8 protein-coding genes are annotated in these 14,175 nt (G+C 75.9%); 6 read left to right on the forward strand and 2 right to left on the reverse strand.

Annotated features, from left to right (window positions below; all coding sequences use genetic code 11):
• Positions 1 to 7: 7 nt before the first annotated feature.
• The 3 genes from IE124_RS19485 (at position 8) to IE124_RS19495 (ending at position 2,949) form a co-directional block, all read left to right on the forward strand.
• Positions 8 to 487: an Lrp/AsnC family transcriptional regulator gene (locus IE124_RS19485; protein WP_189509086.1), complete on the forward strand. Its 480-nt coding sequence runs from the start codon at positions 8 to 10 to the stop codon at positions 485 to 487.
• A 108-nt stretch (positions 488 to 595) separates the two neighbouring features.
• The gene (locus tag IE124_RS19490; RefSeq protein WP_189509087.1) at positions 596 to 994 is read left to right on the forward strand and encodes a TOBE domain-containing protein; all 399 of its coding nucleotides are present in this window, start codon (positions 596 to 598) and stop codon (positions 992 to 994) included.
• A 5-nt stretch (positions 995 to 999) separates the two neighbouring features.
• Positions 1,000 to 2,949 (forward strand): ABC transporter permease, encoded by a 1,950-nt coding sequence (locus IE124_RS19495; RefSeq protein WP_189509088.1) that lies wholly within the window; start codon positions 1,000 to 1,002, stop codon positions 2,947 to 2,949.
• A gap of 43 nt (positions 2,950 to 2,992) precedes the next feature.
• Here IE124_RS19495 and IE124_RS19500 read toward each other — a convergent pair whose 3' ends face one another.
• Entirely contained in the window at positions 2,993 to 5,059 is a 2,067-nt protein-coding gene (locus IE124_RS19500) for a SpoIIE family protein phosphatase (RefSeq protein ID WP_189509089.1), read from the reverse strand.
• Between the two features lie 353 nt (positions 5,060 to 5,412).
• Between IE124_RS19500 and IE124_RS19505 the strand changes: the two genes are divergently transcribed.
• Together IE124_RS19505 and IE124_RS19510 are read left to right on the forward strand one after the other, a co-directional pair.
• Entirely contained in the window at positions 5,413 to 7,206 is a 1,794-nt protein-coding gene (locus IE124_RS19505; protein WP_189509090.1) for a hypothetical protein, read from the forward strand.
• A gap of 53 nt (positions 7,207 to 7,259) precedes the next feature.
• Entirely contained in the window at positions 7,260 to 8,966 is a 1,707-nt protein-coding gene (locus IE124_RS19510) for a serine/threonine-protein kinase (protein WP_229832621.1), read from the forward strand.
• Here IE124_RS19510 and IE124_RS19515 read toward each other — a convergent pair.
• A complete protein-coding gene (locus IE124_RS19515) occupies positions 8,948 to 11,893 on the reverse strand; it encodes an AAA family ATPase (protein ID WP_189509092.1) in 2,946 nt (981 codons plus the stop codon). The genes IE124_RS19510 and IE124_RS19515 overlap by 19 nt on opposite strands.
• Positions 11,894 to 12,448: 555 nt before the next feature.
• Here IE124_RS19515 and IE124_RS35390 point away from each other — a divergent pair.
• Positions 12,449 to 14,149 (forward strand): FAD-dependent monooxygenase, encoded by a 1,701-nt coding sequence (locus IE124_RS35390; RefSeq protein ID WP_189509093.1) that lies wholly within the window; start codon positions 12,449 to 12,451, stop codon positions 14,147 to 14,149.
• Positions 14,150 to 14,175: the final 26 nt, after the last annotated feature.

A 14,175-nucleotide genomic window follows, 5' to 3' on the forward strand; every position in this document is an offset into this window, starting at 1 on the left:
ACCGGCCATGGCGGTGGACGCACTCGACACCCGCATCCTGCGGCTCCTCATCGAGCAGCCGCGTACGAGCGTGCGGGAGTACGCGCGGATCCTGGGCGTGGCGCGCGGCACCGTCCAGGCGCGGATCGACCGCCTGGAGCGGGACGGGGTGATCACCTCGACGGGCCCCGTCCTCTCCCCCGCCGCCCTGGGACACCCGGTGCTCGCCTTCGTCCACGTCGAGGTGACGCAGGGCCGTCTCGACGAGGTCGGCGACGCTCTCGCGGGCGTCCCCGAGATCGTGGAGGCCTTCTCGATCACCGGTGGCGGGGATCTGCTGACCCGGGTCGTGGCCCGGGACGCCGGGCATCTGGAGGACGTCATCCAGCGGCTGATCCGGCTGCCGGGGGTCGTCCGCACGCGGACCGAGATCGCGCTGCGCGAGCGGGTGCCGCACCGGCTGCTGCCCCTGGTCGAGACGATCGGGCAGCGATCCGCCACGGTGTGAGCGAGCCGGACCGGCGCCTTGGTGATTCCTCCAAGGGGGCTGGCGAATGCGCCGAGATGCCCCTTGGTTCGTTGTAGACGAGAGGGAAGGCGGCCTAACGTGGCGCACATGCAGTCCTACACCATCGGCCAGGCGGCGCGCCTCCTGGGCGTCAGCCCCGACACGGCCCGCCGCTGGGCCGACGCCGGCAGGGTCACCACGCATCGCGACGAGAGCGGGCGGCGGCTCATCGACGGCCGCGCCCTCGCCGCCTTCTCCATCGAGATCGCCCAGAGCGGCGCGGGCGAGGAGGACGACCCCTCCACCACCTCCGCCCGGAACGCGTTCCCGGGGATCGTGACCGCCGTCAAGCTCGGCGACGTCGCCGCACAGGTCGAGATCCAGGCGGGCCCGCACCGGCTGGTGTCCCTCCTCACCCGCGAGGCGGTCGAGGAGCTGGGCCTGGAGGTCGGCATGCGGGCGACCGCCCGGGTGAAGTCGACCAGCGTCCACATCGACCGCGTCTGAGCCCGGTGACCCGCCTCCGCCCGCGCCCCTCCGGTCACGGCCCCCGCCCGCCCGTCCTCCTCGCCGTCCCCGCGCTGCTCGCCGTTGCGTTCCTGGTCCTGCCGCTCGTCGGCGTCCTCGTCCGTACCGACTGGGGCGCCTTCGTCGGGCACCTCACGGCTCCCGGCACCGTCGAGGCCCTGCAGCTGTCGCTGCTCGTCTCCTTCTGGGCGCTCGGTCTGTCGCTGCTGCTCGGGGTCCCACTGGCCTGGCTCCTCGCGCGGGTGCCGTTCCGCGGCAAGGCCTTCGTGCGCTCCCTCGTCCTGCTGCCGATGGTGCTGCCGCCGACCGTCGGCGGTGTGGCGCTGCTCCTCGCGTTCGGACGGCGCGGACTCCTCGGGCCCTGGCTGGAGTCCACCTTCGGCATCACGCTCCCCTTCCACACCTCGGGAGCGGTCGTCGCGGCGACCTTCGTGGCGATGCCGTTCCTCGTCATCAGCCTGGAGGGCGCGCTCGCGGGACTGCGACCCCGTTACGAGGAGACGGCGGCGTCCCTCGGCGCCTCGCCGGTACGGGTCTTCTTCACCGTCACCCTGCCCATGGTCGCCCCGGGGCTCCTCGCGGGCGCCGCGCTCACCTGGGCGCGGGCCCTGGGGGAGTTCGGCGCCACCATCACCTTCGCGGGGAACCTGCCCGGCAGCACGCAGACCCTGCCGCTCCAGGTGTACCTGCTGCTCCAGGAGGAGCCGGAGGCCGCGACCTCCGTCTCGCTGCTGCTCCTCGCCATCGCCATGGCCGTGCTCGTCGCCCTGCGCGGTCGCTGGACGGGCTCGCCTGCGGCGCCCCGGCGGACCGCCCCCGCCCCCGAGCCGGATCCCGGTCCCGGCGCCTCCCCCGAGGCTCCGAAGACCTCGCTCTCCGGCGGGGAGACGGACGGCGGTGGCTGGGCGCTGCGGACCGAGGTCGGCGGCTTCACGGAACTGGCCCTGGACGCCGACCCGGGAACCACGATCGCCGTCGTCGGCCCCAACGGCGCCGGGAAGACGACCCTCCTCCGGGCCCTCCTCGGCCTCACCCCCCGCGCCCACGCCACGCTCCGGCTCGGCGACACCGACGTCACCGACCTGCCCCCGCACCGACGGCGGGTGGCGTGGGTGCCGCAGGACGGCGCGCTCTTCCCGCACCTGTCCGCGCTCTCGAACACCGCGTACGGACTACGGGCCCACGGCGTGCCCCGCGCCGAGGCGCGGCGGGCCGCACAGGCCTGGCTCGACCGGCTCGGCGTGGGGCACCTGTCGCACCGCCGTCCCGCGCAGCTCTCCGGCGGCCAGGCCCAGCGGGTCGCCCTCGCCCGTGCCCTGGCCGCCCGGCCCCGGCTGCTGCTCCTCGACGAGCCGCTCGCCGCGCTCGACCAGACCACCCGGGCACATGTGAGGCACACCCTGCGCAGCCATCTCGCCGGGTTCGGCGGTGTCTGCCTGATCGTCACCCACGACCCCGTGGAGGCCGTCTCCCTCGCCGACCGGGTGCTCGTCCTGGAGGACGGACGCACCCTCCAGGACGCCTCCCCCGGCGAGGTGTCGCGCCACCCCCGGTCGCCCTGGGTGGCCCGGATGCTGGGCAGCAACGCGTGGCCGGGGGCCGCGACCGCCGAGGGACTGGCGCTCGACGGGGGCGGTTCCCTGGTCGCCGCCGAGCCGCCGCCGGCCGGCACGCGGGCGCTGGCGATCATCGCGCCCGAGGCGGTGGCGGTGCACCGCGAGAAGCCGGGCGGCAGCCCCCGTAACGTCTGGCCCGGAACCGTACGGGAGATCACCGCGAGCGGCAGCCGGCTGCGGGTCCTGGTGACCTCCGACCGGGCCCCCGACCTCGTCGCCGAGATCACCCCGCAGGCGGCAGCCGAGCTGGGGCTCGCCGACGGGGTGCCCGTGTGGACCGGGGTCAAGGCGACCGAGGTGACCGTCGTGCCGCTCTGACCTGCGGAGGCGGACGGGCGGGTGTGATGCGGAAGTCGCTCGCTCAGTCCGTGGTGCGCGTACGGGCCATGAGGACCGCGACGTCGTCCTGGGCCGGTCCGGCGAGGAGCCGGCCGAGCACCTCGTCGCACAGGGTGTCCAACGGGCGGTCCAGGCGGCCCCGGAGCGCCCGGGCGAGCTGGCTCATCCCCTGGTCGAGGTCCCGGTCGCGGGCCTCGATGAGGCCGTCCGTGTAGAGCACGAGCAGGCCGCCCTCGGGCAGGGCGACCTCCTCCGTACCGAAGTCGCGGGCTCCGGTGCCCAGGGGGGTGCCGGGTGGGCCTTCCAGGAAGGTGATGGTGCCGTCCGGGGTGGCGAGCGCCGGGGGCGGGTGCCCGGCGCGTGCGATGACCCAGCCTCCGGTTCCCGGGTCGTGGACCGCGTACACACAGGTCGCCATCTCGTCCTCGCCGAGGTCGGCCACGACGGCGTCGAGCGAACTGAGCATCCGGGCCGGGGCGATGTCGTGGCGGGCCAGGGTCCTCACGGCGGTGCGCAGTTGGCCCATGACGGCGGCGGCGTGGATGCCGTGGCCCATGACGTCGCCGATGACCAGGCCGGTCCTGCCGCCGGGGAGGGCGATGACGTCGAACCAGTCGCCGCCGACGTCATGGGCGCTCGCGGGGAGGTAGCGGCCGGTGAGCTCCAGTCCGGTGACGGCGGGCAGCGCGCTGTTGGTGAGGCTGCGCTGGAGGGTGATCGCCGCCTCCCGCTGTGTGGTGTAGAGGCGGGCGTTGTCGATGTTGAGGGCGGCGCGGGCGACGACCTCGTCGATGAGGACGCAGTCCTGCGTGTCGAAGGGCTCACGGGTCCGCAGACGCGTCACGGTGACCGCGCCGAGCACCTGCCCCCGGGCCACGAGTGGGACGAGGCGGGCGGAGCCGATGCGGGTCGCGAAGTAGGTGCGGAGCGCCTCGGTGCGCGGGTCGGTGAAGAGCGCCGGAAGGTCGGTGGTGTAGAGGTTCGTGGGTCTCCCGTCGGCGACGACCCGCTCGTACACGGAGTCCAGCGGGAGCTGGAAGGTCTGGCCGGGGGCGAGCATGGCGGTGGGGGCGGTCGGGTCGGGGAAGCCGGCGGCGAGGCGGCGCAGCACGCCTCGCGTGGAGGCCGCCGGGTCGTCCGGTTCGAGGACCGATTCCAGCATCTGTACGTCGGCGGAGTCGGCGAGCTGGGGTACGAGGAAGCGCACCACCTCCTGAGCCGTCTGCTCCAGGTCGAGGGTCGTGCCGATCCGCGCGCCGGCCTCGGCGAGCAGGGCGAAGCGGTGCCGGGCCCGCTCGACCTCGATGTGCGCCTCCTGGCTCTCGGTGATGTCGACGAGCGAGGCGATGAGGCCGAGGGGTTCCTCGGCACGGTCGCTGAGGGGGGCGTACGAACAGGACCAGATGTGGTCGCGGCCGGGGTCGGCGGGCGTGCGGCCGACCCTGCGGGCGTCGACGACGGCGGTTCCGCTGTCGAGGACCTGGCGCATCAGGGATTCGAGCGCGGCGGCGTTGACACCGGGGACGACCTCGGTGAGGCGGCGGCCGACGTGGGCGGCCGCGGAGACGCCGTTCATCCGGGCGAGGGCGTCGTTGACGCGGAGGAACCGCAGGTCGGGGCCGAGGAGGGCGAGGCCGATGGGCGACTGGGTGAAGAGGCTCTCCATCGCGGCGAGGTTCTCCCGCATGCGCAGGACCTCGGAGGTCTCCACCGCGATGAGCATGGCCCCGGGACGTCCCTGCGGGTCGGCGGCGGGCACGATCCACATCTCCATGGCGATGGTGTGGCCGTCCCGGTGGCGGACGGGCAGCGTGCCGACCATGGTCTCGCCCGACTGGACGCGCTCGGTGAGCCGGTCGGCGAGGTCGCGGTTCGCGTCGGGGACGAGGAGCGGTGTGGCCAGGCGCCCGAGCGCGTACTCGGGCCGGTGGCCGAGCAGGTCCTGGGCGGCGAGGGACCACTCGACGATGCGGCCCTCGGCGTCCTCCCGCCAGAGGGCGATGGGCAGCAGCTCGCGGAGCACGCCCGCGTCCCCGACGGCCGCCCTCGGCGGCTTCGGAACCCTGCTCGACGACTGGTGAGTCTCCAACGCATCGACCTACGCATCGGCCCGGCCCCAAAGGGCGCAATCCCTACCGAATCACCCTATCCGAGTCGTTGACGGCGGGCTCTGCGCAGTGCGTCCGTCCGATTTCCGGCCGCGCTCCGGGAGGGAGGCGGCCGGTGCCGAAGGCGGGGGCCGCGCTCCGGGAGGGAGGCGGCCGGTGCCGAAAGCGGGGGCGGGGAAGGCGGGGGCGTGGGCCAGGGGGTGGTGTCGGGCCGTTCTTCCGTAGTTCTACGGATGTGCCGGCGGGCGGCCGTCTGCCAGAGTCGTCGTGACCTCCCTGTACGCGCCTCCACGTGCGCCGCCGTTCCGCCCTTCCCGCTCCCGGAGTACCCCGCATGACCAGCCCCCCGTCCGACGCGCGTCCTCCGTACGACCGGGGGCCCGGCGGCGGGCCGGAGGATCCGCACACCCTCCTCGACCGGGCCCGGAGGCTCTCCGCGGCCGGCGGACACCCGGCGGCGGGCGGAGCCTGGGAGCGGGCCGCGACGGCCCTGCGGCGGGTCGGCGGGGGCATCACGCCCGGGGACCACGCCGACGCGCTGGACGCGACCGCCCTCGACTGCCGGGGCGGAGCGCGGCCCGCCGCCGAGACCCTCTTCTCGCGCGCCGCCGACCTGCACGAACGGTCCGGTCTGCTCGGCAAGGCGCTGATCTCACGGGCCCGGGCCCTCGCCACGGGCCCGGAACCGGGCGCGTCCGCCTGCGCCGGGCTCGCGGAGCTCTGTGAGCGGGCCGCCGCCCTGCACGCGGCCGGCCGTGCCACCGTCGCCCAGACCGCGACGGTGCTCCTGCTGCGCTCCCGGGCCCGCGCCGACCTCCTCGACACCACGTCCGACCCGGCGGCGGCGGCCGCCGCCCTGCGCGAGGAGCTCGTACGGCTCGTCGCCTTCGCCGCGCCCTACCGCGCGGACCCCGCCGTCCTCGGTTCCCTCGCCGACTGCCGCGCGCTCCTCGGGCGGGTCAGCGCGCCCGAGGACCCGGGCGCGGCCCTCGCCCACCTGCGGGCGGCCCTCGCGGACCACGCCGCCTCGGGTCGGGCCTGGCCGCCGACGGAGACCGAGCTACTGCTCGCCGGGGTGCTCCGGGCCACCGGGGCGCGGGCGGAGGCGGCGGCCGTGCTGCGTACCGCCGTCGGCTCCGGCGAGGGGAACGCCCTGCTCCGGGCCACCGAAGGGGCCCGTCTCCGGCTCGCGCTCGCGCGGACGCTGGAGGGGGGCGAGGGGCCGGCCCCCTTCGGCCGGCACGCGAGGTCCGACGGTTCCGGCTCCCCGGGCAGCGAGGAGGTGGTGGCGCTGCTCACCGAGGCCGTCCGACTGTCCGACGGCTCCGGCGAGGACCCTCTCCTGGGCGTCCTCGCCCGGCTGCGGCTCGGCTCCGCCCACGCGGCGCAGGGGCGGTGGCAGGAGGCCGCCACGGCCCTGGAGGAGGTCCTGGCCGGTCCGGCGCGGAAAGGGGACGAGGCGGCCCGCCTACGGGCCAGGGCCTGGCTCGCCTTCTGCGCGCTGCGCCGGGGCGAACCCGTACGGGCCGCACGGCAGTACGCGCTCGCGGCGGCCGAGGCCCGGCTCCGGGCCGACCTCCACCACGGCGCGGCCCTGAGCCACCGTGCCGCGCACGCCCTGGGCGCGTCCGGGGCGCCGGAGAAGGCGGCGCGGGCCTACGAGCGCGCCGCCGACCTGTGGCGTTCCGCCCGCGACCACGGCGCGGCGGCCCGTTCCCTGCGCGCGCGGGCCCGGCACGTCCGGACGGCCTGGGGCGCCGCCAGGGCCGAAGTGGTTCTGGAGGAGGCCCTCCGGGAGGCCCAGCGCGGCCTGCGCGGCACTCCGGAGCCGGCGGAGCGCGACCGGCTGGGCGCCGAACTCGTGCTGATCCGCGAGGAACTGACGGACCTCCTCGCCCCCGGTGCCGCCGACCCGGGGGCCATCGACCCCGCTGCCACCGACCCCGACACGTGTCCCGGTACGTGTCCCGGTACGTGTCCCGGCCTCGGTCCGTGTCCCGGTCCGTGGTCGCCGCCGGATCCGTACGAGATGTCAGGGCACTATCAGGTGAACGTGTACGGCGACGTGTGCGGAGGCCGCCCATCGGCGGGCACCGCACCGAGAACCCGAATACAGGGGTGCGTGTGAGCAGAGTGATCGACGGCCGCTTCGAGCTCGTGGAGCGGCTGGGTGGTGGCGGCATGGGGACCGTCTGGCGCGCCCGTGACCTGGCTCTCCACCGTGACGTGGCCCTCAAGGAGGTGCGCCCTCCGGACCCGGCGATGGCCGAGTACGACGTCGAGGGCGCCCGGACGCTGCGGGCACGGGTGCTCCGCGAGGCCAGGGCGCTGGCCCGGATCGACCATCCGGGCGTGGTGACGATCCACCACATCGTGGACGCGGGCGAGGGAACGTACCCCTGGCTCGTGATGGAGCTGGTCACCGGCGGCTCGCTCCAGGACCGCCTCGACCGGGGCCCGATGACGCCCGCCGAGGCCGCCGTGCTCGGACACCGTCTGCTCGACGCCCTGAAGGCGGCGCACGAACGGGACATCGAGCACCGTGACGTGAAGCCCGCCAACGTCCTGCTGCGGCCGGACGGGCGGCCGGTCCTCACCGACTTCGGCATCGCCGCGATCCGCGAGTCCACCGTCCTCACGGCCTCGGGTTCGATCATCGGCTCGCCCGACTACATGGCGCCCGAGCGGATCCGGGGCGGTTCGAGCGGCCCCGCCGCCGACCTGTGGTCGCTGGGCATGCTGCTGTACGTGGCGGTGGAGGGCCACCACCCGATGCGCCGCGAGAACACCCTGGCGACGCTGGCGGCCGTGCTCTCCGACGACGTGCCACCGCCCGTCCGGGCGGGTGAGCTCGGCGGCATCCTGAGCCGGCTGCTGCTGCGGGATCCGTCCGCCCGTCCGGACACGGCGGAACTCGAGCGCGCCCTGGCCGCCGCCGCGGCCGGTGCGGAGGGAATCCCGGGGGAGGGAATCGCCGGGGAGGGGATCGCCGGGGAGGCAATCCCTGGGGAGAGGATCGCCGGGGAGGTGTCCCCGACCTCGTTCCGCCTCGCGCCGCCGTCCGTATCCGTACCGGATTCCGTACCTCCTGTTTCTCCTTCGGATGCCGTGCCTCCCTCGACCTTCGTGCCGGACAAGACGTCCGCGCCCGAAGCGTCGTCGGCCGCCCACGTGGTGGGCGGGGTGGAGCCGGTCACCTCGGCGGCGCCAGCCGGGGGCGGGCGCCGGCGGGGTCGCACCGGCCGGTTCCTCGGCGGGGCCCTGGTCGTGGTCCTCGCCGTCGGGATCCCCGTCGGCGCCACGTTCTGGGACTGGCGGCCCGGCGAGACGGGCAGCGGCCCGAGCGGCGCCACGCCCTCGCAGCAGGGCCCGGCAGCACAGCGCCCCGACCCTTCCTCGGCGGCTCCGGAGAAGACCTCGGCGCCCCCGAAGGAACGGAACCTGCTCACGCCGGCCGGGATCAGGGCCGCCGTCGCCGCGGTGCACGCGGCCACGGACGGCGCGAAGGTCACCGGCTTCGTCGTCTACCCGGACTACGCCGTGGCCGAGTCCCTGGTCAAGGGCAGCACGAAGCGCTACGACCGGTACGTCTACCGCGGCGAGGACGTGGCGGTCCGTCAGGGCCCCGGCGGCACCGCGTTTCCCGGCACGGTCCCGACCGACCTGGACACCTTCGACTGGGACGCCCTGCCCGCGCTCCTGAAGCGGGCCGACAAGGAACTCGGCGTCGAACGGCCCACCAGCCGGTACCTCGTCCTCAACCCCGGCTCGACGCTCCTCGGGAGCGACCCGGGCATCAGCGTCTACCTCTCGGACACGTACGGCGTCGGCTACCTCAAGGCCGACCGGAAGGGCCGTGTGACCTCCACCTATCCGCGCGAGAACTGACCTCCGCCCACCCCGGTCCTGACGACCAGGGAGGCGAGGCCCGCCCGGGTCTCCACACCCGTCTTGCGGTAGACCCTGGCGACATGGCTCTCGACCGTGCGGGGGCTCAGGGAGAGCCGGTCGGCCACCGCCTGGTTGGTCAGGCCTTCGGCCACGAGGACCGAAATCTCGCGCTCGCGCGGGGTGAGCACGGAGAGCCGGCCGTCGGGGGCGCCTCCTTCCGGAGGCTCCGGTCTCGTCCGGTCGGCCAGGTCGACCAGCATCCGGGCGCCGCCGTCGGCGGCCAGGCGGCGGCCTCTGCGCCAGAGCGCGGCGGCCCGGGCCCCGTCGCCCGCGGCCCGTACGTGCGGGGCGGCGAGGAGCAGGCTGTGGGCCTCGCGCAGTCCGGCCCCCGCGCGGGCGCACTCCCGCGCGGCCTCGGTGAACGCCTCGGCCGCCGCGGCCGATTCGCCGCGGTGGGCGAGCACCCGCCCCCACGCGCGCTGCGCGGCCCCGCGCTGGACGGAGAGCCCGAGCCGGGCGGCCTCCGCGAGGGCCCGCCGGGCCACGCGCTCGGCCTCCGGGAGGTCTCCGGCCGCGAGGGCCGCCCCGGCGAGGAGTTCGAGATAGCCCGGTCGCAGGGAGGGCTGGAGGCGGGACAGGTCCCGGTCGCCGCCCGCCCGCAGGAGCGCCCCCCGCACCCGGTGCGGGTCCTGGCCGAGGGGGACGCTGTGGGCGAGCATGCAGCGGGCCTGCGTGGCCCACCAGCCCTGGGCGGTGCCCACGGTGGCCGCGGCCTCCTCCGCGGCGGCCAGCCCCTCGGGGTCGCCGAGGGGCAGGGCGTGGAGCAGGACGGTGGCGCGGATCGCCCGGCTGAAGCCGAGGAGTTCGGCGCCGCCCAGGGGGCGGGCGACGGTCAGGGACTCCTCGGCCAGGCCGAGGGCGGCGCCGACCCGGCCCGTGAGGAAGTGGACGTACGCCGAACAGAGGAGGAGCTGGGAGAGCGCGAAGGGCCGTCCGGTGCGGCGGGCGACGGCGATGCCCCGCGCGGTGTGGCGCTCGGCCGCTCCGTACTCCTCCAGGAAGGCCTCGGCCCAGCCCAGGCGCACCAGCGACTCGACGTGCTCGGCCAGTTCGCCGTCCGTGAAGGTGTCGGTGAGGGCCGCGGCCTCCTTCGCGCGGGCGCGGGCGGTGACGGTCTCGCCCTCGTACGCCTCGCCGAGCGCGGAGAGGGTGAGCGCCTCCGCCGTGGCGGCCTCGTCCCGGCGGCGGCGCGCCTCGTCGAGAGCCCGGGCGACCTCCTCGCGTACCTCGGGGTAGCGGGTGGCGAAGAGTGCCCGGGCTCCCCACTCGACGACGAGTCCGGTCCGCAGGCCGTCCCTGGGCCCGGGGCTGCGCGCCAGTTCACGGCGGAGCAGCGCGTCGGCCTCGGGATAGCGGCCGAGGTGCCGCTCCATGAACGCGCAGAGGAGGACGGCGGAGGTCCGGATCCCGGCCGTGTGCTCGTTCCTCTGCCTGCCCTCGGGATCTTCGGCGCGGGCCGGGTCGGGGCGGCACGTGTCGATGAGGCGATGGAGGACGTCGCGGCTCTCGGCGACGCGTCCCGCAGCGCCGAGGGCATGGGCACGCCGGAGCGTCAGCTCGTGTCGGTCCGCGAGGTGTCCGGGGGTGTCGGGGAGGTGGTCGAGGGCGGCCGCCAGCCAGTGGGCGGCGCGCCCGGGGTCGACGCTTCCCGTCCGCTCGGCGGCCTCCACGAGCACGGCCGCCGTCTCGGGGTCCGGACCGGCCGCGGCGCCGACGAGGTGCGGGGCCCGGGCGGTCGCGGGCGCGCCGGCAAGGGCGAGTGCGGCCGCCGCCCGCCGGTGCAGCTCGCGGCGGCGCCACGGATCGAGGGCGCCGCGAACCAGTTCCGGGACGGCCGGGTGGCGGGGGCCGAGTGTCCGGCAGTCCTGCTCGGGCCGGACGAGATCGCGGGCGGACAGCGCGCGCAGGGCGGCGTCGACCTCTTCCCGGCCGTCGCCGGGCTCGCCGCTTCGCCTGTCGGTGGCGACGGCCGTGACCAGTTCGGAGGTGACACGGCCGCCGAGTACGGCCGCCGCCTCGACGACCGCCCGCTCCAGCGGGCCGAGCGCCGACAGTTCGTCGAGGAGGACCGCCACCGGCCCGGCGCCGGGGGCCTCGCCGCGCCGGTGCCGGGTGTGGGCGAGGGCCCGGAAGTAGAGGGGGTTGCCGCCGCTGGCCGCGTAGAGCTCGGGGACCTCCTCGGGCGGCACCTCGGAGGCGAGGCCCCCGGCGCAGTCGTCCGGCTCCAGCGGGCCGAGGTCCAGCCGCGCGAGGGCGCCGGAGTCGGCCGCCCGGGCGAGGGCGGAGGCGACGGCGGGCGGGGTCTGGCGCTCGCGGCGCGCCGTGACGACCAGGACGGGAGCGTGCGGCGGGTGGCGCAGGAGGTGGTCGAGGAGGGCCACGGTCGGCGGGTCCGCCCGGTGGAGGTCGTCAAGAAGAAGAACGAGCCCGGGCGCCGGAACACACCCCAGCGCGGCGCCGATCCGCCGTACGGATTCGCCGTGCCCCCGCGGCCCGGCCGCCGCGTCCGGGCCGCTCGCCCCTTCGACGAGCCGGGCCAGCTCGGCCAGGGCCGGGACGGCGGTCCGCTTCTCGCGGTCGAGGTCCGCGAACGCGTCCAGGAAAGCCTGGAAGGGAGCGCCGCCGTCCCCTTCGGCACCCCCGGCCCTGCCGCGCAGGACGGTGGCTCCACGGCCCCTGGCCCGTACCGCGAACTCGGTCATCAGCCGGGTCTTGCCGATGCCGGGCTCGCCCGTGACATCCACGGCCACCGGGCCCACGCCCTCTCCGCGGCAGCCCAGCAGCCCGTCCAGCCGGTCCAGTTCCCGGGCTCGCCCGACGAGGGGCGCTCGGTCGGCGCACCCCCGGTCCGCGAAAGTGTCCACGTACAGTCCCCCTCGTGCGGTCGTGCGGTCGTGCGGTCGTGCCGTCGTACGGTCGTGCTCTTTTCCCCGCTCTCAGTTGTACGGCACGTCACCGACAGGCCCGTCGGCCGGAGGTCCCGAGGCCGGCTGTCGGCCGCGGGCGAGGGACTTCGAGGCGCGCGTCGGCGGAGTGACGGACACCGGCGGGCCGGGGGCGGAGAGAGTTCCCGTACGGGCTGTCCAGAACTTGCCAGGCGTCTGCGCCGAGGAGCGCGGGTCGCGCGCCCGGTTCCCGTTCGACGTGGCGTTCCTCTGTCAACTCGGTAGCGGAGGAAGGGAGTCCGAAGGGCACGATCCGGCCAGGGGCCGACGCTTCGCGCAGGCGGGCCACGGCGGTGGATCTTCGCGTGCGGCTTGATTCCACTCTTCGTCCCTCAAACGGACCAGGCGATGCACAGGTCGTCATCCTCCCTGGTGGCAGTGATCCCCGCGCCCCTGTGCACGCCCTGTTGACGGTGATCTTCCGCAAGCACGCTGAACACCGGGAACGGCGAGCGGAGAGCGGGGGTGGCCCGGTTGGACACAGGCGACGGAGGCGTGGCGCCGACGGACGGCGGAGACGTGGACGTGGACGTGTGCGTGGACGTGTGCGTGGTCGGGGCGGGCCCGGTCGGGCTCACCCTCGCCATCGGCCTGCGCCGCCTCGGGATCCGCGTCCGGATCGTCGACAAGGCGCCCTCGACCAAGCGCGAGGCGCGGGCCCTGGTGCTGTGGGCGCGGGCCAGGGAGGCGCTCGACGCCCTGGGCGTCGGCGAGACGCTCCGGCGCCACGGGGTGGAGCTGGAGTCGGTGACCGTCCACGCCCGCGACCGGGCCCTCGGCGAACTCACCACCGGCTGGGCGCGATCGGCGCACGCCCGGCCGCTCAACATCGAGCAGCACGACATCGAGCGCCTCCTCTCGGAGGAGCTGGCCCGGCTCGGCACCCGGGTGGAGTGGAACACGGAGCTGACGGACGTCAAGGTCCACGACGACCGGGCCGAGTTCACCCTGCGCCACGAGGACGGCACGGTGGAGTCCGCGGTCGCCCCGTGGATCGTCGGCTGCGAGGGCACCGCCGGCGTGGTCAGGGACCGGCTGGGCATCCCCTTCGAGGGGCGCCGCCGCACGGGCCTCCAGGTCGTCCAGGGCAACGCCCGTCCGGCCTGGCGGCTGGGCCAGGATCCGGGCCGGGGCCACATCTTCCTGGCCCCGCACCGCTCCCTGCTCGTCTTCCCGCTGCCCGGCGGGGGCTTCCGGTTCTTCTGCTTCCGCGACGACCCCGACCCCACACTGACCGCCGCGCCCACCATCGGCGAACTCCGGGACCTGGTCGCGGAGACGGCCCTGATGCCCGAACTGCGCCTGGAGCCCACCGAGCACCTGTGGCTCAACCGGGCCCGCTTCAGTGACCGGGTCGCCGCCCGGCTCCGCTCGGGGCGCGGGCTGCTCGCCGGGGACGCGGCGCACGCCTGGGCGCCGGTCGGCGGGCACGGCATGAACGTCGGCATCCTCGGCGCCCACAACCTCGCCTGGAAGCTGGCCGCCGTGCACCACGGGCAGGCGGGCGAGCCGCTCCTCGACACCTACAGCGACGAGCAACGGCTCCTGGCCGTGCGGTACATCCGCGAGATGCGGTTCAACTTCATGGAGCTGCCGCTCCCGCCGCTCGGCTACCGGGCGTTCACGGCCACCGTGCCCGCGACCCTCGCCCGGCGCGGCGTCCAGCGCCGGCTGGACCTGCGGCTGAGCGACCTGGGCCGGAGCCACCGGGACAGCGCGCTGTCCCGGCACCGGCCCGGCCGCCGGCGCCCCGCCGGTCCGCGCGCGGGCGACCGGATGCCGGACGTCGCCCTCGCCGCCGGGGCCGACGCCCAAGGCGCCGCCGCCGTCCGGTTGCACACCCTTCTCGGGTACGAGCGGTGGACGCTGGTCCTGCACGCCGCCCGGGCCGGCGCCGGGGTCCTCGACGCCCTGCGGGAGGCCTGCGAGGGGTTCCCGGCCCCGGTCCGCGTCCTCCCGGTGACGCCCTGGGACGCCTCCGAGGCGAGACGGCTCGGGCACCCCGACGACCTGCGGCTCGTCCGGCCCGACGGATACGTCGGCCTGGTCGCCCCGCTGACCCGTACCGCCCTGCTCCGCTCCTATCTCGCGGCGCTCGCCGCAGGGGCACGGACACCGGTCCGGCCATCCCAGGAACACCACCCGCACGACTCACACCATCCGCACGACTCGTAGCAACCACACCACCCGCACTGATCCGC

This window comes from Streptomyces narbonensis, assembly GCF_014649015.1.
Classification (GTDB): domain Bacteria; phylum Actinomycetota; class Actinomycetes; order Streptomycetales; family Streptomycetaceae; genus Streptomyces; species Streptomyces narbonensis.